This is a genomic window from Salinibacillus xinjiangensis (assembly GCF_009649735.1).
In the GTDB taxonomy this organism is placed as follows: domain Bacteria; phylum Bacillota; class Bacilli; order Bacillales; family Alkalibacillaceae; genus Salinibacillus; species Salinibacillus xinjiangensis.
Window position 1 is genome coordinate 1 of record NZ_WJNH01000012.1, and the last position, 24372, is coordinate 24372.

The window sequence follows — 24372 nt, forward strand, 5'->3', positions numbered from 1 at the left end:
CCACGGAGTGGATTATGCTTATGACGGCGAGGACCTAGGAGCCGGAGCTAAACAGCACAAACGCTTGTCGGATCTTGATTCACTTCTTATCTAGTTTTGAAGGTACTTTAAAAACTTCAAAAACACAAGTCCAGTAGCAAAAGCGGAGAGGTCACACCTGTTCCCATTCCGAACACAGAAGTTAAGCTCTCCAGCGCCGATGGTAGTTGGGGTTTTTCCCCTGCGAGAGTAGGACGCTGCTGGGCAAAGTAACATTTTAATTGCTCCATAGTGCCTTAGGGTAGAGCAGTCGTTAAATACCGTTTGGTTGTAGGTTCAACCTATCTATGGAGTCATTTTTATGTGAAATTTTAACTGGCCCGTTGGTCAAGTGGTTAAGACACCGCCCTTTCACGGCGGTAACACGGGTTCGAATCCCGTACGGGTCACCATATTGGAGGATTAGCTCAGTTGGGAGAGCACCTGCCTTACAAGCAGGGGGTCGGTGGTTCGAGCCCGCCATCCTCCACCATTAAAGAACTTCATATCACAGAAGCTAATATAGCTTTTGCACTATCGCGGGGTGGAGCAGTCTGGTAGCTCGTCGGGCTCATAACCCGAAGGTCGCAAGTTCAAATCTTGCCCCCGCAACCAAAATATTCATCAAACATCATTGAAAATTCACCATTGTAGGATGAGATAAGTTCGATATGGTACAACCTAATTATGGTCCGGTAGTTCAGTTGGTTAGAATGCCTGCCTGTCACGCAGGAGGTCGCGGGTTCGAGTCCCGTCCGGACCGCCATTTTTGTTGGGCCATAGCCAAGCGGTAAGGCATCGGGTTTTGATCCCGTGATGCGCTGGTTCGAATCCAGCTGGCCCAGCCATTTTATTTCATTAGCAAAGTAGTTAAACTAGTATACATTGTACGAGCCATTAGCTCAGTTGGTAGAGCATCTGACTTTTAATCAGAGGGTCGAAGGTTCGAATCCTTCATGGCTCACCATTTTTCATAATTTAATAACGCGGGTGTGGCGGAATTGGCAGACGCGCTAGACTTAGGATCTAGTGTCTTTCGACGTGGGGGTTCGACTCCCTCCACCCGCATTTTGCGAAAGTAGTTCAGTGGTAGAACACCACCTTGCCAAGGTGGGGGTCGCGGGTTCGAATCCCGTCTTTCGCTCCAGAACTTACAGCGATGCCGGGGTGGCGGAATTGGCAGACGCACAGGACTTAAAATCCTGCGGTAGGTTTCTACCGTGCCGGTTCGAGTCCGGCCCTCGGTACCATCATCATGCGCCCGTAGCTCAATTGGATAGAGCGTTTGACTACGGATCAAAAGGTTAGGGGTTCGACTCCTCTCGGGCGCGCCATTACGGGAAGTAGCTCAGCTTGGTAGAGCACTTGGTTTGGGACCAAGGGGTCGCAGGTTCGAATCCTGTCTTCCCGACCATTCGAATAGAATATCGTTCAAAACGGAGGAGTACCCAAGTCTGGCTGAAGGGATCGGTCTTGAAAACCGACAGGGGTGTCAAAGCCCGCGGGGGTTCGAATCCCTCCTCCTCCGCCAGAATGGCTCGGTAGCTCAGTCGGTAGAGCAACGGACTGAAAATCCGTGTGTCGGCGGTTCGATTCCGTCCCGAGCCACCATTCTATTCATAAATGCCGGCCTAGCTCAACTGGTAGAGCAACTGACTTGTAATCAGTAGGTTGGGGGTTCAAGTCCTCTGGCCGGCACCATTTGATGGAGGGATAGCGAAGTTGGCCAAACGCGGCGGACTGTAAATCCGCTCCCATCGGGTTCGTAGGTTCGAGTCCTACTCCCTCCACCATTTGCGGGTGTAGTTTAGTGGTAAAACCTCAGCCTTCCAAGCTGATGTCGTGGGTTCGATTCCCATCACCCGCTCCATCATAAAGATGGGCCTGTAGCTCAGTTGGTTAGAGCGCACGCCTGATAAGCGTGAGGTCGGTGGTTCAAGTCCACTCAGGCCCACCATATGGGGCCTTAGCTCAGCTGGGAGAGCGCCTGCCTTGCACGCAGGAGGTCAGCGGTTCGATCCCGCTAGGCTCCATTTAATAAAAAAAGACCTTAGTCTATATTTTATTAGACTAAGGTCTTTTTTTCGTTTATATTGAGAATAGTAGATTAAAAAATCGCTATATTGATCGTTCCTTACATAAACCATATCATAATTTTTCGAATGAATAGACCTATCAGTACCCCGAAGATTGAGAATAACAAGCCTATATTTATTAACCCTATGTTTAAATTAGACATGATCAAGCCTAAGTCACCAATCATTACCGCTGTTGCAAAGGGTATCATGTTAAATGGAAAGGGTTTGGTTGAATGAGCTAATTCAAATGCTGAATAATAGGCTTCAAACATTGCAACATAATACCAACTCATGTAGCTAAGACCCCAAGCTAAATTTAATATTTTGTCCCCATTGATAAAATCGCCTTTAAAAGTATATATTAGGGCTTCATTTAAATTTGCTTTCATATTTAAAAATATACTAATCAATACGAAAAAAATGGCCTTGATAAATTGTTGATTGTAAACTTGTCCTGCACCTGTACCTAGAGTAGATAAAAGAATGGCAATGAACGGTGATATTTTTGTTCATTCTTTTTCATCAAGTTGTTCCCCTTTTACCGGTTCGAGTGAGGGCTATAGTCCAAAAACACCAACGCTTTTCATATATTTTTTACAGACTAAGAAGTTATATTCTTTATATTTCCTTTGTTCTTCATTTCTTTTGAAGTGTATATATTAACAGATAATCGTAATCTGATTACATTTTATATTACATACTGAAAAGGGAGGAATTAGATGATAGGTCAAGAGTATTTAAGAATTGTGGTCGAACGATTCAATAGTGTGAAACGTCTTGGGGATCGAACCCTAGAGCAATTATCCGAACAAGAACTACATTGGTCACCAAATGAGGAGTCAAATAGTGTTGCCATTATCATCAAGCATATGAGTGGTAATATGATTTCAAGATGGACGGATATTTTTACATCAGATGGGGAGAAGGAGTATCGAAATCGTGATGACGAGTTTATTGATGATATTGCCTCGAAAACAGCGTTAACCAATGTTTGGGAGCAGGGGTGGCAAACACTTATGGCTACGCTAGATGGTTTACAGGAACAGGATTTATTAAAATCTATTTATATTCGGGGAGAGCGCCATATAGTCATAGAGGCGATTGAGCGGCAAATGGCTCATTATGCTTATCATGTCGGGCAAATGGTTTACATTGGAAAACAGCTGAAAACATCGAATTGGGAAAGTCTCAGTATTCCAAAGGGAAAATCTGAAGAATATTTACAACAAAAGCTGGATCAACACAAAAACAATTAACCCTCAATCCAACTACGTCTAAAGTCTTAGATACAATACACCACCAATCTGATGTCCTTTTATTCTTCAACTGTTACATTTAGATAGGATGAAATAAAATAGAAAGAAGGATTTGCGGTGGGAGAATTAGCTGTTGAGTCACTTGATACTACCTATGAAGAAGTATTGTTGGATGAAATTATGAATAAGTATGGTCAACTCATTTGGCGCTTGGTATATTCCTATGTCCGAAACCAAGCTATTGCTGATGATTTAACTCAAGAAGTCTATGTAAAATGCTATAAATCGCTTCATACATTCAGGCATCAGTCCAAGCTGAAAACGTGGGTGTGGACTATAGCAGCCAATCATTGTAAGGACTACTTAAAAAGTGCCTACCATCGTAAAGTCTTAATCACAGATCAGCTACCCGCTTTTTCTCAAATCGCGACCAATGATGTGGAGGATATAGTGGTAGCGAAGGAAATGGGGGAGAAGCTTGATGCTGCGGTCCGCAAACTTCCTGAGATCTATCAGGATATTATCATGCTTCACTTTTATGAGGAGCGCTCTCTGAAAGAAATTGAGGCCATCACAGAATTGAATATGAACACGATAAAGACAAGAATACGTAGAGGAAAGGACATGCTGAAACAAGAGCTGGCCAGTTCTTTAGTATAATTGGGGCCACAATCATAAATGGCCCCATTATCGATTGATGGAACGACACATGCGTATATACGTATGACGACGCCCCCTGATCGCAATCGAGTAGCTCATAATATTTTCAGGTATGGCGATGCCGTAATAACCCGCATCTCCTATATGATGAATGTCAGATCCGGCACTTTTATTCATAAGCGCGATTTGGCGAATGGTTTCTTTATCCGCACCCTCTTGGCTCGTTCCAATCGTTAGCATCGTGAGGGCACCTTTTTTATGAGCGATTTGAATCCATTTTTGTGCCGTCTCTAAGGTGACACCTGGCACAGTTCCAGGGGAGGGAAATAAGATAATATCGGCTCCAGCATCTACAAAGCCTGCAATCGATTGTTCATCGGCAATTTCTGCACCGCCCTCATTCGAAACGCCCGCTCCGTGCATTTTGCCTGCAATGATGAACACATCTTCACCTAAAATTTCCTTGGCCTTATGAATGGCCTTTTCAATTTGTGTATTGGTTACGCCTGTTTTCGGGTTTCCCGTTAGGCACACAAAGTCGATGCCTAATTTTTTGGCTTGATGTAGTGATTTTTCGGAAGCTGTTCTTCCTTGTGGTAATTCTCGAACGGATTCTACCAGGTCTGCATCTGGGTCAACCGGCTCCAGGTTAATGCCGACTGGTCGACCTGTTAGATGCTTAATTTCTGAAATGATTTGATTATTGTTCTCAACTTCGATTCCACTCACAACAGGGTTAAACACATCAAATACATTTAGTAGCAGGAGGTCGGCACCAAATCCAGCGGCTAATTCTGCGTTGGTTATTTCAGGGTAATGGGGCTGAACCGTGCCAATGATCTCTGACAGCATGACACGTCCTTCTGATGCTTTTATGGACTTGAGCAATTCCTTGCCCTTCATCGATTTAAAATCTGAAGCGGTACAATTTAATATTCGTTTCACGATTATTCCTCCATATGTAAAAGGTAAGGAGACCTCAGAAAGGCCTCCTTTATTTAATTTCAATAATATCGGTTGCTCCTTGCTCGTTTTGTCCTGTTTTCTTAAGCTCAATACTCTTTCCTTCAGGTAAATTGGTGAAGACAACAGGTGTAATTGCAGATGGCGCGTTACTACGCACATAATCGAGGTCAACTTCCAGTAATTTTTGACCCTTTTTCACCTCATCGCCTTCCTTAACAAAGGTATTGAACCCTGTTCCTTCCAATTTCACCGTATCTAAGCCAACATGAATGAGAATTTCGTAGCCTTGCTCAGACATAATGCCAATGGCGTGCTTGGTCGGAAAGACAGTGGCAATTTTTCCGTCAACAGGAGAGGTAATTTCGCCTTTTTCTGGAACAATCGCAAAGCCATCACCCATCATTTTTTGGGAAAAGGCATCATCCGGGACTTCGGTAATCGGCATGATTTTTCCCGTCACAGGGAGCACGAATTCGTCTGGATGGATTGGGTCACATGGTTCGGCAGTAGTCGTTGAACTCTGCTCGGTATCATCATCCTCCACCACAGGAGCTGCTTCGTTACTTTGCTTTAATTTTTTCATGGCCTCAGCAACAAATTCCACTGTGGTCCCGACAATGACCTGTACGTTTCGGCTTCCTACTTTCATGACGCCTTTTGCACCATGCTTTTTTAGCTTGCCTTCGTCTATTTTTTCCATGTCATTGACTTGGAGGCGAAGTCGGGTTGCACAGTTGTCGATGGAGTGGATATTTTCTTTACCACCTAAATCCTGCATGTACTGAGCAGCCATGCGTTCATATTTGTCACCGCCGTCTCCAGCTTTTTCAGGAGCAACCTGGTCATCCCACTCATCCTCATCCTCACGTCCAGGTGTCTTTAAATCAAAACGTTTAATGAGGAAGTAGAAGACGACAAAATAGATGCCTCCGAATACAAGCCCTTGCAGGAATAATAGCCAGGCTCCATCTGCAAGTCCCATATTTAAGAAAAAGTCAATGGCACCTGCTGAGAATCCAAAGCCGTGCCTAATGTCTAGCCAATAAGCTACAACCATCGAGGCTGCAGTTAAAAGCGAGTGTACTACATAAAGAAGTGGGGATAGGAACATAAATGAAAATTCTAGCGGCTCTGTAATGCCGGTTAAAAAGGACGTAAAGGCAATCCCAATCAGTGCTCCTGAGACCTTTTTACGTCTTTCTGGTTTGGCTGCTGCTATCATGGCAAGTGCACCAGCAGGTAGACCGAACATCATAATTGGGAAGAACCCGGCTAAGAAGTAACCTGCTGTTGGATCTCCAGCGAAAAAGCGGTTGATTTCACCGGTCGCTCCTTCAAATTCACCAAACACAAACCAAATAAGCGTGTTGATGACGTGGTGTAAGCCGGTCGGAATCAAGAGTCGGTTTAAGAAACCATACACCCCAGCTCCGAGCGAACCGGCACCGATGATCCACTCTCCAAGGGCATTTATTCCCCCTTGGATCGGTGGCCAAATAAAACCGAAAATAAAGGCCAGAATAACCATGGTTCCACCGGTTACAATCGGCACAAACCGGCGACCACCAAAAAATCCAAGCCATTCAGGAAGTTTAATATCATAAAAGCGATTATAAAGGAGCCCGGCAACGATACCAGAAATGATACCACCTAGTATATCCATGTTAATATCGGCGTTTATCGCTTTTGTTCCTTCTGTTAACACTAAGAACCCAATAGCACCGGCTAATCCTGCCGAGCCATTGCCGTCCTTGGAAAGTCCTATCGCTACGCCTATCGCAAAAATGATGGCCAAATGTCCAAATAGCGCATCACCTGAGGCGGCCATAAACGGAATGCCAAGCAGGTCATCCTGTCCTAGACGTAAAAGTAACGCTGCAGCAGGCAGCACCGCAACAGGTAGCATTAAGGCTTTTCCAATCTGTTGAAAAAAACCAAACATGTGGTCTCCTCCTTTCTAGGATGAAAAGACATATTTTTTTCTTAGCATTCACTGAACTGAAAATTTTATAGAGGAATACATATATTTGTTATGGAAAAAGTAAACGCAAACGGATTGGAAAGAGGGTACAATTATGAAAATCATTCGTGTCAAAGATGATCGAGAAATGAGTAAGCAGGCAGCGCGCCGTATTATCGAGCAAGTACGCCAAAACCCTGAATCCACCCTCGGACTCGCTACTGGAGGCACGCCAGAGGGAACCTATAAAGAATTGATAAAAGATTATCAGGAAAATCAAACCTCATACAAGCAGATTCGAACGTTTAATCTCGATGAATATGTAGGTTTGGCACCAGATGATCCAAACAGCTATCATTTTTATATGAATCAGAACCTGTTTGATCACATTGATATCCCCTCAGAAAACATTCATCTTCCCAACGGTCTAGCAGAGGATTTGGAAGCTGAATGTCAACGTTATGATGATTTAATTGCAGAATTGGACGGAATTGACCTGCAAATTTTAGGCATTGGTGAAAATGGCCACATCGGATTTAATGAACCTGGTACATCCTTTCAAAGTCATACCCATGTGGAAACTCTGACTGAATCGACACGGGAGGCGAATGCCCGGTATTTTGAGAGTCTTCGTGATGTCCCAACCCATGCGCTTACCATGGGAATTTCCACGATACTTCTGAGTAGGGAGATACTGCTGATGGCATCAGGGGAGCATAAAGCGGAGGCAATCTATAAATTGTTTTATGAGGATGTGGATGAGCAAATGCCAGCATCGATTTTAAAAACGCATGACAATGTGACGCTGATTGCGGATGAACAGGCGCTTTCGCGAATGGAAGAGGCGAGTAGGGAAAGTATGTGAATCGCTTTATAAGTAAGCTTGACAAACCACCCTTGTATTGGGTGGTTTGTCATAAATATGGTGAACTACGAAAAATGTTCTATGTGACTTAGCGGTTATGGCTCAATTTTAGAAAACACTCTTATTTCTTCTTCCTCAACAAACCCAATGCTAACGCACCGATTCCAACCGCAACGGCTGTAGAAAAAACTGGGTTTTGTGCTGCCTTAACCGTCATACTTCCTTGACGAACCCAACCTACATTGGTGCCCCGCTCGTGCATGCCGTAGCCTGCATGGTATAGGGCACTTTCTTCGGCTGGCTTGGAAGGACGATTGGCATCCACTTGAGTTGGATACATGTAAGATTCCACGATTTTATCTGTTAGCCGTGGGAATAGGGTGCCAAGCAGCTCAAAGACTTTTGCTTGTGAGCCTACATATATGTCTCTTTTTTCATGCTCTGCCGAATATAAAATCGCTTCTGCAACTGCTTCAGGTGGGTATATCATACCACCGTGTGCAGGTTGCTTGTTTAAATAACTGCGTGCATGCTCGTTATAGGGGGTATCAATTCGACCAGGATGAATCAGAGTGACAGAAACGGGGGCTTGCTCCTTTTCTAGTTCCATGCGAATGCTTTCTGTCCAGCCATGTACCGCAAATTTAGCAGCCGCATATGTAGATTGGATAACAGTTCCCCGATCCCCAAACAGGCTCCCCACGTTAATTAGTGCACCAGCAACGCCTCTTTCTTTAAAGTGTTTGACTGCTGTCTTTGAGCCATATACAACCCCCCAAAAAACAGTATCAAACATCCTTTTCATATCATCATTACTTACATCCATTGCGTGTCCATAAATCGAGACGCCCGCATTATTGACCCACGTATCAAAGCTTCCGTACTCGTTGATTGCTGTATCTGCAATTTTTTGAATATCCTCTTCACGACCCACATCGGCTTTCACATAGCTGGCGGTTTGTCCCTTGTTTTGCAGTTCCTCCACCAATTTTTGAAGAGCATCTTCATTTCGAGCAGCGGCTACCACCTTAGCTCCTCTTGCAGCTGCCATTCTAGCTGTGACCAGACCAACTCCACTTGATGCGCCCGTAATCACAATCACCTGATCCTTGAGACTTTTAAGGCCTGTATGCTGTGGTTGAAGGGTGGGGAGGGTGATATTTCGATTGTGTGGCACTTGGTTCATTGTTCAGCCTCCTTAAAATTTAGCATTTTCGTTTTATTATGGGCTCTTTTTTGGAGGAACATGCAGGTGATCATTTGCCCCTGTTTCCAAAATTTCATTTGATTTGTACACAGAGTTTACTAGAATTTAATATTCAGATGATATGATTGGTTTATCAATGAATGAGGAGGGCGTTTAATGAATATCCGTGCAATATTTATTGATATGGATGGGACACTACTAGATACCTCGAATCACATTTCCACCCGCAATAAGGTTGCTATTTTTCGGCTTATCAACCAGGGAGTTAAGGTTTTTCTTGCTACTGGCCGACATTATGAAGTTACCGCTCCTTACCATAAGGAACTAGGATTACGAACTCCGATGATCTGTTTAAATGGAGCAGCCATTCATGATGCTGTAACAGGAAGAATTATTCAAATGAATAACGTACAATTAAACGAGGAACGATTCCATCATTTGACTGCAGACCATTCTTGTAATGTGATTGTTCATACAGCGAGCGGGATTTATTGTAAAGAAACAAATGCAGAAATTGATTATTGGACCAACGTTGGGCAGATTCCGCCGAAATATATTGGTGATTTAAGGCAGGCAAACTATCAAGATGTTTTGAAATATAGTGTTCGAACAGGTGCACCTTCTCCGGCTCTATCCTCTTTATTTCAAAAGGAGGCAAAGGTCATTGATTGGAATGACGGCTTCGAGCTGGTTGCCCCTCATATATCCAAGTGGTCTGCGATCAAAACTCTGCTTTACCCATTTCGAATTCGTCCAAGCGAAGTCGCAGCCATTGGAGACGGACCGAATGATATAGAGATGCTTCGTCATGTTGGGATGGGTGTGGCAATGGGGAATGCCAGTGATGAAGTAAAGGCGGTGGCTGATTTTGTAACCGGGCACCACGAAAATAATGGATTAGCTGAATTTTTTGAACGTTATCTTCATGTAAGTGATGTAGAAGTACTTTAATTACGGGTAACCACATCCTCCGTCACTCCCGAACCCAAATTCTATACCAAAGTATAATTACCAATGAGAACCTTACATGGTAATATATACAAACAATATAATGGGAGTGATGAAGCCATGAGATATGCGTTATCCGTCATATTATGCCTTGGTATTGTAGTTCTTTCAGGCTGTGGAAGTGAAGAGACTGCAGAAGACAATACTGAAACCGTATCTGAAGAGAACACTGCTACAGATGCGAATCAAGGCAATGAAAAGGAAACGGAATCAAATGGAGATAAAGCGTCCAATACGGAAGCGGAAGTAGAGCCAGTCAATAAGGAAGGTGAAAACCTATCTGTACCTGAAAGTTTCCCGCCAGACATCCTGATTCCAGATGGAGCCAACATTATCAAAAAAGAGGTTGTCCCAGAAGAAAACGGTGTCCGTAATACGATTAAGTTCTTGCTCGACCAGGATATGAATAGTATTGCCGAACAGTATATCGCTTTTTTTGAAGAAAACGGCTATACCATTGCGTCACAAACAGAGCTTGAAGGTGTAAGTAAGGGGATTCGTGCAGTCCAAATTAATACAGAAACAGGGGTTATGGTAGATATTTTCACACCAGAAGAAGGGCCTGTTGAGACAACATTAGAGGTTTTTTAATTGTAACAGGACACCACGAAAATAATGGATTAGCAGAGTTTATTGAACGTTATCTTCATGCAAGTAATTTAAAAGTACTAAAAAAGGACTGTATAAGACTCAATTCAAAGATTACTATTCGCTTATTCCACATAGACCAAAAGGACTAATAACTGAATTGTTAGAAAAAATATTAAATTCACACTTGACTGTTTTTTGTGTGTTCGATATGATAGAAACACTTTAAAAATTATATACGCTTTTTCTTATCCAGAGTCGGGGGAGGAAACTGGTCCTGTGATCCCGCAGCAACCTGTAAGATACAAGGTGCTAAGTCCAGCAAGCATTTGCTTGAAAGATGAGATGATGTTTAATTGTTTATTAACCTCTTCCTCATCGGAAGAGGTTTTTTAAATTTGATGGAAAAGGGGAGGGTTCAAGGGCATTATTTAACTTTAATTCCGAGTATTCGGATTTGTGAAGTATATATTTATATGAAAGGGAGAGATTACCATGACCATTACAAAAACTGATAGCTTGTATCAAAAGTCTTATTTTAGCCGCATTACGGAATTAAAAAAGTATGCTCCAGAAAGCTTCCAAGCGTTTTTTCAATTTAATGACCAGGCACTAGCTGAAGGCGACTTATCCGTTAAAACAAAGGAACTCATTGCTGTTGCTGTAGCCCATATTACTGGTTGCCCGTATTGCATCGAGTTACATGTTCAGAATGCTAAAAAAAGTGAAGCAACTAAGGAAGAAGTAACAGAGGCAATTTTTGTAGCAACTGCACTGAAAGCAGGATCTTCAGTGGCTCACGGTGTTAATGCTTTGAACGCCTTTGATGGGGAATCAGATGAGGAGTTGTATAAGGCAAGCTATTTCAGTCGTATTAAAGAATTTGCCCAGTTAAAAGGGGAGACCTTTCAAGCCTTTCTTGATTTTGATCAGAAAGCAATTAAAACTGAACAGCTCACGGAGAAAGAAAAAGAATTAATTGCCGTAGCATCTGCCCATACAACAGGATGTGCTTATTGCATAGATCTGCATACGAAAAATGCTAAGAAAGCTGGGGCAAGTTTAGAAGAAATCTCAGAAGCTATTTTCGTGGCCGTTGCCCTTAAAGCGGGGTCCGCTGTTGCGCACAGTGTGAACGCTCTGAATGCATTTGATAATGAATAAAGGTTGTTGATTTGATTCAAAAAATCTGAAAGGGAGTTTTGACAAATGGCAAAGCAAATTCACTTAAACGGTTTTATTCAAAATTCACCCTCCCCGCATTCGACAGGATTGTGGAAGCATCAAAAAGACAAGGGAACCAATCATCACTCTTTGTCCTATTGGGTAGAGGCCGCACAGATTCTTGAACGAGGAAAATTTGACGCATTATTTATTGCAGATGTACTGGGGACGTATAGTGTTTATGAAAATAATCATCATGCTGCAACACGTGGTGCCGTACAGTTACCAGCCCACGACCCACTGATCCCCATTTCAGCGATGGCAGCTGCGACCGAACATCTCGGTTTTGCCCCTACGATTTCGGCTACATATGCACAGCCTTATTCTCTAGCACGTCAGCTTTCCACCTTGGATCATGTAACAGATGGGCGGGTCGCATGGAATGTGGTGACATCCTATTTGGAAAGTGAAGCGGTTAACCTTGGACTTTCCGGTCGTTTGCCAAAGGAACTAAGATATAACCGTGCCGATGAATTTTTAGAGGTAGTCTATAAATTGTGGGAGCATAGTTGGGAAGATGATGCGGTTGTGTATGACAAGGAGCGTGACATGTTTGCAGACCCTGAAAAGGTACATTTAATTAACCATGATGCAGAATTTTTCCATGTCCCAGGTCCTCATTTGGTAGAACCGTCACCACAGCGTACGCCGGTCTTGTTCCAGGCGGGAGCATCTCCTAAGGGAAGAGACTTTGCGGCTAAACATGCTGAAGCGGTATTTACCAAAAACCATTCATTAGAAGCATTAAAGCAATATTCTCAGGATATACGAAGGAGAACGAAGCTACAAGGAAGAGACCCAAATGAGGTTCTCATTTTCCCTATGATTCTACCAATCATCGGATCAACAGAGGAGGAGGCGCATGCCAAACTTGAGGAATTGACGAGTCATGTCAGCTATGAAGGTACTGCATCTCTTCTTTCTGGTCATACCGGGATTGACTTTTCCCAATATGATCCTGATCAGTACATTGAGGACATTGAAACCGATGCTGTTCAAGGAAATTTAGATATGTATACGAAAGATCCAAATAAAAAGTGGACGTTACGAGAGGCAGTCAAAAATCATGGTCTTGGTAATGGCACCGTGAAATTTGTCGGGACCCCAGAACAAATTGCTGACAAGCTTGAAAAATGGGCAGTTGAAGGTGATGTAGATGGATTTAATATTGCTCAAACCTACTCACCAGGTACGTTCCAAGAGTTTGTGGATCATGTCGTTCCTGAACTGCAAAAACGCGGTATATATCGGACGGAATATGAAGGGAAGACATTAAGGGAGAATATGTTTGGAAAAGGAAAAGCCCATTTGCCTGATCATCATCCGGCGAAAAGAGTAGGTCTTTTGCAACCAAAATAAATGAAAAGGCCTCCTAATGAAAAAGCTTAAAAAGAAAGGGGATGAAAATGAGTCAATTAACCCTCTATATGTGGATTGGATTTGGTTTGTTTCTAGCTGTGATGTTTGTTCTAGGCTTATGGAGTGCCAAGAAAACGAAAAACGTAGGTGATTTTGCCATTGGTGGCGCAAGCTTGGGGCCGTATGTGCTCGGGTTATCCTTTGCCGCAACATATTTAAGTGCTGCGACATTCTTAGGCTATCCGGGCTGGTCTCATGCCTGGGGCTATTCCAACCTATGGCTGTTTTTGGCCATCATTGGTGGAGGACCAATTGGGGTGCTGATGGTTGCCAAAAAGGTTAGGAAATTAAACATTGGACAAAAGTCTCTATCATTGCCAGATTGGCTAGGGGACTTTTACAAGAGTGATATTTTACGAGTTGGTACAGGATTGATTTTGTTGTTCAATATTTTTTATATTGCTGCTCAATTTGCGGCGGGAGCACGAATCTTTCAGTATATGCTCGACATGTCCTATACAAATGGATTAATTCTGATCGCATCGATAGTTGTATTGTATGTATTTGCTGGTGGAGCCTTCGCTGATATTTATACCGATGCGGTTCAGGCTGTATTAATGGCTATTGCGGGATTATTTATATTTGTTTCCGGAATCGTCATATTTTGGAAAGGGAGTATCACCCAAACCTTCACGGATATCTCCCAAAAACTATCAACTCAAAATGGTCATTTAGTCGAAATATTTAATCCTGAGTCAGCGCATTTTTATTCGATCGGTGTTGTGTCTGGTGCCATTATTATTCAGTGGGCCTTTGCCTCAGCTCCGCATCTATTTAACAAAGTACTCGGATTAAAGAACGAAAAGGACCTTGGAAAAATGATTTTAACCTATGTGATTGCGGCGGCTTTTTCTCTTTTTGTTTTATTTGGGGGAATCTATAGTAGAGCCGCATTAGGTAATAACGTAGTAGCTTCGGATTTGGCCTTAATGGAATATGCAGTATGGGCCTTTCCTGTTGTCATTGTGGCCATTTTAGGTGTGGTGATCCTTGCTGCTGCGATGTCAACAACAGATGGATTATTCGTTTCTATTTCCACCGTGTTTGCCAACGATATATTTCTAAAAGTGTTAATTAAGAAGAGAATCATTAAAGCTAGTAATGAAAAAGCACAGAAGATCGCTCTTCAAATTAGTCGGCTCACCGTCCCGTTGATTGGATTGGCTGCTTTTCTCATTGTGTTAAGGCCACCAACCTATATGGGGGATGTGATGTGGGTTGGAATATCTGGCGTAGCTGCGGGAACCATGGGGCCAATTTTATATGCAGTTTATGCAAAAAGAAAAGCCTCAGCACGCGCAGCTGAACTGTCGATGTTTGCCGGTTTAATCTCTTATCTGGTGATTTATTTTGGCGGAATTATTCCCAGTACGATGTCAGCAGGAGCTGTCGCCACCTTTATTGGGATTGCTACCATTGTGATTTTCGCTCGTGTCATCAAAGATCCAAAATCGTCCACAGTTTATCGCTTTGAGGAAGAAGGTTCAAAGGCGAATTAAAGAAAGGGTGAATCGCTATTTTTGTGAATGGGATGCTGTCTGTTTGGCTCTATGGTTTTATCACGTTTCTAGTCATAATCGGATTCTTGCTGCGAATCTGGTATTTTACGAAATAGGGGGAAGGATGGCGTGAGTCACTTCCCCAGAATTTTTCTGGAGTGAGATGATATACATGAGTACTAGAAGATTTCTACTTTTGGAGGTGTTACGATGATTCAAATTAAACAACAGACACTCAAAAACTATGTCGGTGGAAAATGGATGAGCCCGAAATCAAATCAAACCGAACAGGTCTATAATCCAGCAACAGGAGAAGTCATTGCAGAAGTACCGATTTCAGATAAAGAGGACGTAGATGATGCAGTTCAGGTTGCGGCTCAGGCGTTTCAAGAATGGAAGGAGGTTCCTGTTCCAAAGCGAGCCCGAATCTTATTTAAATATCAGCAATTGCTTGTCGAGCAATGGGATGAACTAGCGGAAATTATTACCATCGAAAACGGAAAAAGCTTAAAGGAAGCCAAGGGCGAGGTGCAACGTGGGATTGAAAATGTGGAATTTGCAGCTGGTGTCCCTTCATTAATGATGGGAGAACAGCTTCCTGCTATTTCAGAGGGGCTAGAGTCCGGAGTATACCGCTATCCGATTGGTGTAATTGGTGGAATCACTCCCTTCAACTTTCCGATGATGGTTCCTTGTTGGATGTTTCCGATGGCCATTGCAACCGGGAATACGTTTGTTTTGAAGCCATCGGAACGGACACCTCTATTAGCCATTCGTTTAGCAGAATTATTGGAGGAAGCGGGGCTGCCAAACGGTGTGTTTAATATTGTTCACGGTGCACATGATGTTGTGAACGGATTGCTAGATCATGAAAAGGTTGCCGCGATTTCTTTTGTAGGCTCACAGCCAGTGGCAGAGTATGTATACAAACGAGGAACAGACAATTTAAAGCGTGTTCAGGCACTTTCCGGGGCTAAAAATCACTCAATTGTCTTACACGATGCAAACCTCGACAACGCGACTACCCAAATCATCAATGCAGCCTTTGGTTCGGCGGGTGAACGTTGTATGGCCGCATCAGTGGTAGCGGTTGAAGAGGCAGTTGCCGATGAGGTGGTTTCTTTACTTGTTCAAAAGGCAAATGAAATCAAAATCGGAAACGGCTTAGATGAAGACGTGTTCCTCGGTCCTGTGATACGTGACCATCATAAACAGCGGACATTGAAATATATTGAAAAAGGTGAAGAAGAAGGAGCCAAGCTCATTCGAGATGGTCGAAAGGATCAAGATACCGAGCGTCAGGGCTATTTTATCGGACCTACTATTTTTGACGAAGTAACATCTGAGATGACAATCTGGAAGGATGAGCTTTTTGCTCCTGTGCTATCGGTTGCTAGAGTGAAGGACTTGGATTCAGCTGTTGAATTAACCAATCAATCTCGCTTTGCCAACGGGGCTTGTATTTTTACGAACGACGGGGGAGCCGTAAGGAAATTTCGGGAAACCATTGATGCTGGGATGCTAGGGGTCAACATTGGAGTGCCGGCTCCCATGGCTTTCTTCCCCTTTTCAGGCTGGAAGGATTCCTTCTATGGAGATCTTCATGCCAACGGAAAAGATGGGTTGGCCTTTTATACGAGACAAAAAGTGATAACGACAAGGTGGGTGTAAATGTAGCCACAGGCGGATTGCTGTGACGTTCATTATCAGACTGTAGTTGTGTTCAAATTATACAGGCGTATATAACTTATCTCCATGGAAATCATACTAAAGAAAATATGTGAAGATATAGGAGGATATTGAACCATGCTCAAAGAGTTAAAAGCAGAAGAGTTTGATAATGCAGTAAAAAATACGAACAAATCCATTGTTCTAAAATTTAAGGCTGATTTATGAACAACCTGTCAACAACTAGTTCCAGTTGTAAGTGCAGCTTCTGAGGAGTTAGCTGATCAAGCGGAGTTTTACACTGTCGATGTCAACGAGGAGGAATCCTTAGCGAAAAAGTTTGAGGTTCAAGGCATTCCTGCATTGGTACTGGTAAAAGACGGTCAAGAAGTAGATCGTTTAACCGGAACACCTACCGAGGAAGAAATAAAAGAGTTCGCAAGTCAATAAGAATAGAAAATACGATACTTAAAAACACACGAAAACACTAGTATGCTAATGTTTTCGTGTGTTTTGTCTTGCTTTACGAATTATTCAAAATCTATTTGATATCCATCCTATAGCGACTGACTGAATCAGAACTAGCTTAAATCAAGGCGACGTGATTACGATTAAAGTAGACGTGATTCTACCAATAAGTGACTGATAAAATAATAGAAAGGACGTGATTCCAATCCGAAGCGACAGGATGAAAAACACACAAACGACCATTAAACCCAGAAAAAAACACACGAGCCTATCAACTCGTGTGTTTCTGCATAAAATTCATTCCGAAAAATCCATATTCGTCGAAAACAAATGCGCAAGCTCCTCCTTAGGATGAATATGCAGCTTAGCACTGTTCACTGCAATAGGTCCTTCATTAAACCCGCCCGCAATTAACGGAAGTTTGTTCTCAAAATTGGCGATGTCCCCAACCGCGAATATCCCTGGAATGGTCGTGGCCATTTCCTGGTCGACCTGCACGCTACCATTTTTCATTTTCATGCCCCACTCAGCAATAGGACCAAGGTCGATTTCAAATCCATGGTTGACGATAACCGCATCAACGGACAACTGCTCCGTTTCCTTCGTTTCCACGTTTTGAATGGTTACCGTCTCAACATGCCCCTCTTTACCTGCTAGTTCTTCAATGACATAAGGGGTCTTCACATCAACAGATGAATTTTTCATTTTGGTAATGTTGCTCTCAATTCCTTTAAAATCTGTCTTTCGGTAAATCAATGTTACCTTTTCCGCAATAGGCTCAAGCTCATTAGCCCAGTCCACAGCAGAGTTTCCACCACCTGAAATTAACACATGCTTTCCACGATAATGCTCGAGTCGTTTAATCGTATAATCTAGGTTATTTTCTTCAAATTGACTGGCATTGGGCAAATCTAGTTTGACCGATTTCAACGTACCAAATCCGGTTGCGAGAATAATGGTTCGGGTGTGATGTTTCGCCCCATTGTCGTTCGTTAGGGTAAAGGTGCCATCATCGTGTTGTTCGAGGTGCATGCACTGCTCCCCCAACACAACGGTCGGGTCAAATGTCATCGCCTGTTCAATGAGCTGCTCGGTCAGTTTTTCCCCTGAAATGCTTGGGATTCCTCCAATATCGCGAATGATTTTTTCTGGATAAAAGTACGGAACCTTTCCCCCTAAAAACGGTAGATATTCGATAATTTTTGTTTTCATTTCACGCATTCCACTATAAAACGCGGTAAACAAGCCGACAGGTCCTCCGCCGATAATGGTTACGTCATAGAGTTCGTCTTGATGGGTCATGGACATGGCCTCCTTGGTTTACTTGGTTTTCATTAATAGATAGACAAAATAGGGTGCACTTAAAATAGAAACGACAATGCCAACTGGAATCTGAGTTGGCGTTAGCAGATTTTTTCCGATGGTGTCTGCAACCATCAAGAGTAAAGCACCGGTTAATGTTGAAATCGGGATGACGTATTGGTGCAAGGGCCCAATAATTTTCCGCGTAATATGTGGCACGACGAGTCCTAAAAAGGCTATCGCACCACCCGCAGCCACACTTGCTCCAGCTAAGGCAACCGCAATAATGAGTAGAATTCGTCGCTCTTTTTCAACCTTTGATCCTAAGCCTGCTGCCACTTCATCGCCTAATGTGATGACATTTAGGGCGTTTGATTTGTGAAGTGCATAAGGAATGAGAATGAACAACCACGGCAATAACGCAAGCACAAACATCCAGCTAGCATTCCAGATGTCCCCAGACAGCCAGACGGTCGCTTGGCGGAAGTCCTGTGGGTTCATTTTCAGCTGAAAAATAATTAAAGCGGCGCTAAATCCGGCATTGACCCCAATCCCAACAAGGACGAGCCGAATCGGATTAATGCCTTTTTTCCAGGCAATTGAATAAATTAAAATAGCCGCAAACAACGCACCGACCAATGCAAATAAAGGCATCATGAAAATAGATGCAGTTGAATTGAACGTGTCTTGAAAAAAGAATATAAATAACACAACCGCAAGACCTGCTCCTGTATTGATTCCGAGAATTCCAGGGTCAGCTAAATCGTTCTGGGTGACTCCTTGTAAAATAACCCCGGACACAGACAGCATGGCGCCAATGAGAATGGCCAAAACAATGCCAGGTAAGCGAAAGTCAAATAGTACAAGTTCTTGTTTGTCTGTTCCCTGATTCATCAGCGTTTTGATGACTTCCATCGGAGAGATGTTGATCACGCCCGTACTTAGGGTCACAAAGAACATGACGATAATCAATAATATAAGTACTAGAATAATTCCTACAAAACGGCTAGGTCTCTTTTTATGTTCAGTATTCATGATTTTTCACCCCCACTACCACGTGCCAGATACAAGAAGAATGGAACTCCAATCAGCGATGTGACGGCCCCAACTGGTGTCTCAAATGGGGCATTGATGAGTCGTGATACCACATCTGATAGTACGAGTAAAAGCGCACCAAACAAGGCAGAGGAGGGGATGATCCAACGATAGTTTGTCCCTACAATAAAGCGGGTCAAATGGGGAACAATAAGTCCAAGAAACCCAATGACACCTGCAACAGATACGGCTGCTCCGGTTAAAATTAAAACAGATATGATGCCAAGAACTTTAACTAAAAAGCTGTTTTGGCCAAGACCTGCTGCAACGTCTTCGCCTAAGTTTAAAACGGTAATGGAATGGGCAATCATAAGGGCAATTACCATTCCAATCGCTCCGGATATCAGTAAAACCTGAATCGAAGTCCAATTCGTACCAGCTAATCCACCAGCTAGCCAGAATCCGAGTTGTTTTTCGAGTTGAAAATGCAACGCTAGTATATTGGATAAGGAACTAAGCATTGTTCCAATGGCCACACCAGCTAAAGCTAACTTCGCAGGGGTGAGACCACTTGCGGAAAAAGAACCCACCATAAAAACGAGAACAACCGCAACACCCGCACCGACAAACGAGGCAACCGTCTGTCCAAAATTCGTAGCAGCGGGAAAAAAAGCTAGCACAATCACGAGTGCGAATGCTGCACCATGTGTAACCCCCATGATGGATGGGGAAGCCAGCGGATTTCGGGTCATGCCTTGCATAATCGCACCTGAAACCGCCAAGAACGCTCCGACTAATGCTGCTGCAATCGCTCGGGGCAACCGCAGCTCCTGAATGACCTGGTGGGAGGTCAGATTTTGATCAAAATTCACAATGGCTTGCCACACTGTTGATAGTTGAATCTCAACGGCACCAAAAGCAACCGAGAGGCCAATCGCAAACAGTAGGATGATGAGTGTGACGATATTTACAATGATTTTTAACGTTGTTGATCTGTGTATAAAAGATAGCATGCTTTCTCCTGCTCCTAAATGAATTTCTATTTATGTATGACTGATTCCATATGGGTCATAGGAAAACTTCCTTAATTATAAAGTTTTTCCTAACATGTCGCAATTGTTGAAAAGCAATTGACAAATTAGATGAAAATGATTATCATTACCATTGTCAATAGTTAGTATAGCATATATAGGGGGCATACATAATGAGAATTTGTAGATATTTTTTAACCATTGGATTATTAGCTTTGATTCTGTTATTAGCTGCCTGCGGTGGAGAAAATGAAGATTCTGGTTCTGAGTCTGCAGACAATAGTGACGAACAAAACATAGAGGTCACACTGGACAGTCAACAGGGTGAAGTGACCCTTCCGACGGATGCCGAGGCGATCATGGCTCCGTACCATGAGGATGCATTAGTGGCGTTAGGTGTTACGCCAGTTGCCAAGTGGGCGATTGGGGAAAGTATACAGGACTATTTGGAAGAGGATTTAAAGGACGTTCCGAAAATCGAATGGAACATGCCGCTTGAACAAGTGCTAAATCATAGTCCAGACTTAATCATCCTAGAGCACGGGCTCGACAGCTACGAAGGAACCTATGAAGACTATAAAAAAATTGCGCCAACCTATGTGATGAAAGAAGAAGTTACGAATGACTGGCGTAAACAAATCGAAGTGTTCGGCAAAATCCTTGGCAAGGAAGACAAGGCTGAGCAAGTGATGAACCAATACAATGAAAAAGTAAAAAGTGCAAAAGAGGAAATAAACAATGCCATTGGCAATGAAACAGTCGCAGCGATTTGGGCAACTGGCAACCAATTCTTCCTATTTGAAGAAAATCGCCACAGTGCAGAAGTGCTTTATTCTGAATTAGGTGTTCAAGCGCCTGAGCTGGTGCAAAGCTTAAGTGGTGATGTAGAAGCCCAGTGGAATCCGATCTCCCTAGAAAAACTTTCTGAATTAAAAGCTGATCACGTATTCTTGTTGGCATCTGAAGGTGAACAAGGGATTGAAACCTTAGAAAACAGCTCCGTTTGGCAAAGCACACCTGCAGCAGAAAATGATCAAGTGTATGTGTTGAACGACCCTAGTAACTGGACAAATAAAGGTTTAATTGCTGCTGAGAAGACGATTGATGATTTATTGGAGTTTTTAGTGAAGTAAATTAGGTGAGGCGTCGCAACTATTATGGTTGCGGCGTTTTTTTTGTAGGCTGATTTGCTAGGGTGTTTGGGGAGGGGATGGGAATATTATCTTATAATGAAACCTATAAAAAGAGCTTTCCGTATTAAAATGGATCCGGCTCTCTTGGATTAGTTACCTATATCTTCTATTGATATCTAGGACTCCTCCTTGTTATAATAAGTTTTCATGGCTCCCCTGTAATCAGGGATGAGCGGGTAGGGAGAGGGATATTAATAGAAGGTCGTTAAAAATGAATAAATGGTTCAATCAATTTTTTCAGCTCGACACGAATGGAACGACGTTGAAGAGAGAAGTTTTTGCTGGGATGATTGGTTTTTTCACGATTGTTTACATTATTGCCGTTAACTCACTCATTTTATCTGAGGCAGGAATTCCACTTGAAGCGGCGATTCTGGCAACGATTTTAATATCGTTTGTAGGCTGTTTGATTATGGGATTTTGGGCAAATGTTCCAATTATTTTAGTTCCAGGTATGGGGATTAACGCGCTGTTCGCCTATACAATGGTTGAATCGATGGGGTTGACATGGCAGGAGGCCTTGGCGGTCGTTTTTGTTTCCGGCTTGATTTTTGCGGCGCTCGCTTTTTCACGTTTTGCCAAAACCTTAAGTGAATCCATTCCCCAATCATTGAAGGAAGCCATTACAGTTGGCCTTGGCTTATTTTTAATGTTAATTGGACTTGAAAAGGGCGGCATAGTGGAAAAGGGAACCAACTCAATTATTGCGCTCGGAGATCTTGGGGACCCACATGTTCTGGCCACAGTTCTCACCTTTCTGATTGCAATCATTCTTTTCCTCCGTAATGTTCCAGGAAATCTATTGATTACGGTTGTGGCCGGAACGATGATTGCGTGGGCGTTTGGATTGATAGAGTCTCCAACTGGAGGAGAGCAGCAGCTAGCTAGTTCGGATTATTTAGAAGTATTTGGGGCTATGTCATTTGAAAGTATATTCTCCATGACGTTTTGGGTTGCAGTGTTTTCACTTACGATGGTCTTAGTTTTTGAAAATATTGGCTTAGTTCATGGGCATGTGAACTTTATTAAAAGACCAGAACAATTTTCACGCGCATTCCAGGCGAGCTCGATTTCGGCGCTCCTCTCAGGAATTTTCGGCACGAGTCCTACCGTATCAACCGTGGAAAGTACAGCAAGCATGACAGCAGGTGGTCGTACAGGTTTAACCACAATCACAACAGGGCTGTTATTTTTGCTTTCCATCTTTTTTATTCCGGTGATTAAGCTAATCCCAAATAGTGCGATTGCGCCAATTTTGATCATCATCGGGAGCTTAATGCTTCAAAATATCCGTAACCTGGATTTGAAGGATATGAGTGAGAGCTTCCCAGCCTTCATCATTATTGCGCTCATTCCGTTCACTTACAGCATTGCTGATGGGATTGCAATTGGTTTTATTTTATATCCAATTTTAAAAATATCCATCGGAAAGGCAAAGGAAGTGTCATTTGCGCTTTATATTATCGCGGCATTATTCCTTGTTAATTTTGTCTTTCATGTGGTAGGTTAATAGAAAGTTTAGGGGGAGTGGTTTGCTGACTACTCCCCCTTTCTTGCATCGTCAAAGTATCTTTTTAAGGCAATCACGATTTTATGAAAGCAATTTTTAGATTTTCTTTTCAAAACGTCCTCGTGAGTGGCAATCGAGCGCTCAGATAAGCAATTCATTTCATACTAGGTTCAATAAAATTTGCTAACGAAAAGCAAGTTTCATGAAAAGAAAAAAGAGTCAATTTATGAATAAAAAGAACAATCCCCATTTACTTGCACCTTATTGCGTCAACTCAGTTTTGCGCAAATACTAAGGATGAATCGTAACCCTAGTGCCAATCGGTATCATACTCGCTAACTCCTCAACATCATGATTATACATACGAATACAACCCCTCGAGACCGCCTTCCCAATGGAGCTTGGGTTATTCGTGCCGTGAATTCCATAGTGCTCCTTCGATAAGCTCATCCACATCGTTCCAAATGGCCCACCAGGATTGGGGGCTTTATTAATAATGATAAAATCTCCTACAGGCGTCCCATGCAACATTCGTCCCACTGCAATGGGATATTCCTTCTGCAACCCCCCATTTCGTAACAACTGAAGTCGTCTATTATTAACGGAAACATCTATTTGATAGGGAAGGGTATTTGGATCTGGAAATCCTGGAATGACGATGGTTTGACCAGGGTAAATGACATTGGGATTGATTCCAGGGTTGGCAGCTATAATTTCCGCGAGTGGTTTTCGATAGTCCTGAGAGATTTGTGACAGTGTTTCCCCTGTCTTGATTGTATGAATCAATGTTAACACCTCCTTAAGATATAGGTATGGCTAGAGGAGCGACTAGTGCCTGTTTTTTACGATGTGTAAAGTTGTTGGGGGAAGTGGTTTATGAACGTAGAAAAATCCCTCCTGCACCTTTGATACAGAGAGGGATTTTTGTATGGATATACGTTAAGCGGACTTACTGCTTCTGTTAGAAATAATCCAAAAAAGCTGTAAAGATTTCCATTCCTTGGTACGTGAAAAAAGATACATCCGTTAAAGAAAAAAACGCAATCATAATGATTCTAAAATAGCATTTGGATACCCTCCTTATGAAAGAGAACTAAATATTCATTTTCATAGGAGAAGGAATCACATAATTCGACTGATAAAATATCGGTGTCACCCATCTTTTCTCACTAGGTACATATGTTAAGGAAGTGTAGAGCAGCTTATCATGAATAGTAATTAACTGAAGGGTTAAAGCAGGTTTTCCTAAAGTGAATTTTAATTTTTCGCTATCTTCAAATTGGAGTGAATCAGTTACACCTTGATGTAATAGTAAATTATCATCAGCTGGTTTACTTAGGCTATGATCATGTACATAGATTGACAAAATGAAACTAATCAGGAAAATGGTAGCCATGGCTAACAATCTATACATGAA

General features: G+C 42.7%; 20 protein-coding genes, 18 tRNA genes, 1 rRNA gene, 1 pseudogene and 1 riboswitch. Of the genes and pseudogenes, 31 read left to right on the plus strand and 9 right to left on the minus strand.

Features of this window, described 5'->3' with window-relative positions:
- Window positions 1–129: 129 nt before the first annotated feature.
- From rrf to GH754_RS15875, 19 genes are all read left to right on the plus strand, one after another.
- Window positions 130–245, plus strand: a 5S ribosomal RNA gene (gene rrf / locus GH754_RS15785).
- Between the two features lie 111 nt (window positions 246–356).
- Window positions 357–431, plus strand: a tRNA-Glu gene (locus tag GH754_RS15790).
- Between the two features lie 4 nt (window positions 432–435).
- Window positions 436–511, plus strand: a tRNA-Val gene (locus tag GH754_RS15795).
- 45 nt (window positions 512–556) lie between these two features.
- Window positions 557–633, plus strand: a tRNA-Met gene (locus GH754_RS15800).
- Window positions 634–707: 74 nt separating this feature from the next.
- Window positions 708–784: transfer RNA gene (locus tag GH754_RS15805), tRNA-Asp, on the plus strand.
- 7 nt (window positions 785–791) lie between these two features.
- A tRNA-Gln gene (locus GH754_RS15810) sits at window positions 792–866 on the plus strand.
- A 43-nt stretch (window positions 867–909) separates the two neighbouring features.
- A tRNA-Lys gene (locus tag GH754_RS15815) sits at window positions 910–985 on the plus strand.
- A gap of 19 nt (window positions 986–1004) precedes the next feature.
- Window positions 1005–1086: transfer RNA gene (locus tag GH754_RS15820), tRNA-Leu, on the plus strand.
- A gap of 4 nt (window positions 1087–1090) precedes the next feature.
- Window positions 1091–1165 (plus strand) — tRNA-Gly (locus GH754_RS15825).
- 14 nt (window positions 1166–1179) lie between these two features.
- Window positions 1180–1268 (plus strand) — tRNA-Leu (locus tag GH754_RS15830).
- A 7-nt stretch (window positions 1269–1275) separates the two neighbouring features.
- Window positions 1276–1352: transfer RNA gene (locus tag GH754_RS15835), tRNA-Arg, on the plus strand.
- A gap of 3 nt (window positions 1353–1355) precedes the next feature.
- A tRNA-Pro gene (locus GH754_RS15840) sits at window positions 1356–1432 on the plus strand.
- 24 nt (window positions 1433–1456) lie between these two features.
- Window positions 1457–1549 (plus strand) — tRNA-Ser (locus GH754_RS15845).
- Between the two features lie 4 nt (window positions 1550–1553).
- Window positions 1554–1629: transfer RNA gene (locus GH754_RS15850), tRNA-Phe, on the plus strand.
- 14 nt (window positions 1630–1643) lie between these two features.
- Window positions 1644–1719, plus strand: a tRNA-Thr gene (locus GH754_RS15855).
- A gap of 6 nt (window positions 1720–1725) precedes the next feature.
- Window positions 1726–1811: transfer RNA gene (locus GH754_RS15860), tRNA-Tyr, on the plus strand.
- A gap of 3 nt (window positions 1812–1814) precedes the next feature.
- Window positions 1815–1888, plus strand: a tRNA-Gly gene (locus GH754_RS15865).
- 10 nt (window positions 1889–1898) lie between these two features.
- Window positions 1899–1975 (plus strand) — tRNA-Ile (locus GH754_RS15870).
- Between the two features lie 3 nt (window positions 1976–1978).
- A tRNA-Ala gene (locus GH754_RS15875) sits at window positions 1979–2051 on the plus strand.
- Window positions 2052–2152: 101 nt separating this feature from the next.
- Here GH754_RS15875 and GH754_RS15880 read toward each other — a convergent pair.
- Entirely contained in the window at window positions 2153–2389 is a 237-nt protein-coding gene (locus GH754_RS15880) for a hypothetical protein (RefSeq protein WP_153729653.1), read from the minus strand.
- A gap of 426 nt (window positions 2390–2815) precedes the next feature.
- Here GH754_RS15880 and GH754_RS15885 point away from each other — a divergent pair, with 426 nt between their 5' ends.
- Both GH754_RS15885 and GH754_RS15890 read left to right on the plus strand, forming a co-directional pair.
- Window positions 2816–3352 carry a DUF1572 family protein gene (locus GH754_RS15885; RefSeq protein ID WP_153729654.1) on the plus strand — a complete coding sequence of 179 codons (537 nt, stop codon included), beginning with the start codon at window positions 2816–2818 and terminating at the stop codon, window positions 3350–3352.
- A 117-nt stretch (window positions 3353–3469) separates the two neighbouring features.
- On the plus strand, window positions 3470–4012 hold the full coding sequence (locus tag GH754_RS15890) for a sigma-70 family RNA polymerase sigma factor (RefSeq protein ID WP_323742068.1): 543 nt from the start codon (window positions 3470–3472) through the stop codon (window positions 4010–4012).
- 27 nt (window positions 4013–4039) lie between these two features.
- On the opposite strand, the gene GH754_RS15895 is transcribed toward GH754_RS15890, so the two are convergent.
- Together GH754_RS15895 and nagE are read right to left on the minus strand one after the other, a co-directional pair.
- The gene (locus GH754_RS15895) at window positions 4040–4957 is read right to left on the minus strand and encodes a DUF7916 family protein (RefSeq protein WP_323742069.1); all 918 of its coding nucleotides are present in this window, start codon (window positions 4955–4957) and stop codon (window positions 4040–4042) included.
- A 49-nt stretch (window positions 4958–5006) separates the two neighbouring features.
- Window positions 5007–6920: an N-acetylglucosamine-specific PTS transporter subunit IIBC gene (nagE, locus tag GH754_RS15900; protein ID WP_153729655.1), complete on the minus strand. Its 1914-nt coding sequence runs from the start codon at window positions 6918–6920 to the stop codon at window positions 5007–5009.
- A 133-nt stretch (window positions 6921–7053) separates the two neighbouring features.
- Here nagE and nagB point away from each other — a divergent pair, with 133 nt between their 5' ends.
- On the plus strand, window positions 7054–7803 hold the full coding sequence (gene nagB, locus GH754_RS15905; RefSeq protein ID WP_153729656.1) for a glucosamine-6-phosphate deaminase: 750 nt from the start codon (window positions 7054–7056) through the stop codon (window positions 7801–7803).
- Window positions 7804–7924: 121 nt separating this feature from the next.
- On the opposite strand, the gene GH754_RS15910 is transcribed toward nagB, so the two are convergent.
- On the minus strand, window positions 7925–8989 hold the full coding sequence (locus GH754_RS15910) for an SDR family oxidoreductase (protein WP_153729657.1): 1065 nt from the start codon (window positions 8987–8989) through the stop codon (window positions 7925–7927).
- 177 nt (window positions 8990–9166) lie between these two features.
- Between GH754_RS15910 and GH754_RS15915 the strand changes: the two genes are divergently transcribed.
- The 7 genes and pseudogenes from GH754_RS15915 to GH754_RS20125 form a co-directional block, all read left to right on the plus strand.
- A complete protein-coding gene (locus GH754_RS15915) occupies window positions 9167–9961 on the plus strand; it encodes an HAD family hydrolase (RefSeq protein ID WP_153729658.1) in 795 nt (264 codons plus the stop codon).
- Between the two features lie 117 nt (window positions 9962–10078).
- Entirely contained in the window at window positions 10079–10609 is a 531-nt protein-coding gene (locus tag GH754_RS15920) for a hypothetical protein (protein WP_153729659.1), read from the plus strand.
- 242 nt (window positions 10610–10851) lie between these two features.
- Window positions 10852–10953, plus strand: a riboswitch (SAM riboswitch).
- A 148-nt stretch (window positions 10954–11101) separates the two neighbouring features.
- Window positions 11102–11770, plus strand: a complete 669-nt coding sequence (locus tag GH754_RS15925) for a carboxymuconolactone decarboxylase family protein (RefSeq protein ID WP_153729660.1) — start codon at window positions 11102–11104, stop codon at window positions 11768–11770.
- Window positions 11771–11815: 45 nt separating this feature from the next.
- Entirely contained in the window at window positions 11816–13189 is a 1374-nt protein-coding gene (locus GH754_RS15930; protein WP_153729661.1) for an LLM class flavin-dependent oxidoreductase, read from the plus strand.
- Window positions 13190–13236: 47 nt separating this feature from the next.
- The gene (locus GH754_RS15935) at window positions 13237–14748 is read left to right on the plus strand and encodes a sodium:solute symporter family protein (protein ID WP_153729662.1); all 1512 of its coding nucleotides are present in this window, start codon (window positions 13237–13239) and stop codon (window positions 14746–14748) included.
- Window positions 14749–14958: 210 nt separating this feature from the next.
- Window positions 14959–16419, plus strand: a complete 1461-nt coding sequence (locus tag GH754_RS15940) for a CoA-acylating methylmalonate-semialdehyde dehydrogenase (protein ID WP_153729663.1) — start codon at window positions 14959–14961, stop codon at window positions 16417–16419.
- 240 nt (window positions 16420–16659) lie between these two features.
- Window positions 16660–16866 (plus strand): annotated as a pseudogene (locus GH754_RS20125) (thioredoxin family protein); the annotation flags it as partial.
- A 315-nt stretch (window positions 16867–17181) separates the two neighbouring features.
- Here the strand turns inward: GH754_RS20125 and GH754_RS15950 are convergent.
- From GH754_RS15950 to GH754_RS15960, 3 genes are read right to left on the minus strand one after another with little or no spacing between them, the layout of a single operon-like run.
- Entirely contained in the window at window positions 17182–18186 is a 1005-nt protein-coding gene (locus GH754_RS15950) for an NAD(P)/FAD-dependent oxidoreductase (protein ID WP_153729664.1), read from the minus strand.
- A gap of 18 nt (window positions 18187–18204) precedes the next feature.
- Complete coding sequence (locus tag GH754_RS15955; RefSeq protein ID WP_153729665.1) at window positions 18205–19221, minus strand: FecCD family ABC transporter permease; 1017 nt, start codon at window positions 19219–19221, stop codon at window positions 18205–18207.
- Window positions 19218–20234 (minus strand): FecCD family ABC transporter permease, encoded by a 1017-nt coding sequence (locus tag GH754_RS15960; RefSeq protein ID WP_153729666.1) that lies wholly within the window; start codon window positions 20232–20234, stop codon window positions 19218–19220. The genes GH754_RS15955 and GH754_RS15960 overlap by 4 nt, the downstream gene beginning before the upstream one ends.
- Window positions 20235–20425: 191 nt before the next feature.
- Between GH754_RS15960 and GH754_RS15965 the strand changes: the two genes are divergently transcribed.
- Complete coding sequence (locus tag GH754_RS15965; RefSeq protein WP_153729667.1) at window positions 20426–21385, plus strand: iron-hydroxamate ABC transporter substrate-binding protein; 960 nt, start codon at window positions 20426–20428, stop codon at window positions 21383–21385.
- A 271-nt stretch (window positions 21386–21656) separates the two neighbouring features.
- The gene (locus GH754_RS15970) at window positions 21657–22955 is read left to right on the plus strand and encodes an NCS2 family permease (RefSeq protein ID WP_153729668.1); all 1299 of its coding nucleotides are present in this window, start codon (window positions 21657–21659) and stop codon (window positions 22953–22955) included.
- 291 nt (window positions 22956–23246) lie between these two features.
- Here the strand turns inward: GH754_RS15970 and GH754_RS15975 are convergent, their stop codons facing one another.
- Window positions 23247–23741 (minus strand): L,D-transpeptidase family protein, encoded by a 495-nt coding sequence (locus GH754_RS15975; RefSeq protein ID WP_153729669.1) that lies wholly within the window; start codon window positions 23739–23741, stop codon window positions 23247–23249.
- 307 nt (window positions 23742–24048) lie between these two features.
- Window positions 24049–24369: a hypothetical protein gene (locus GH754_RS15980; protein WP_153729670.1), complete on the minus strand. Its 321-nt coding sequence runs from the start codon at window positions 24367–24369 to the stop codon at window positions 24049–24051.
- Window positions 24370–24372 lie beyond the last annotated feature (3 nt).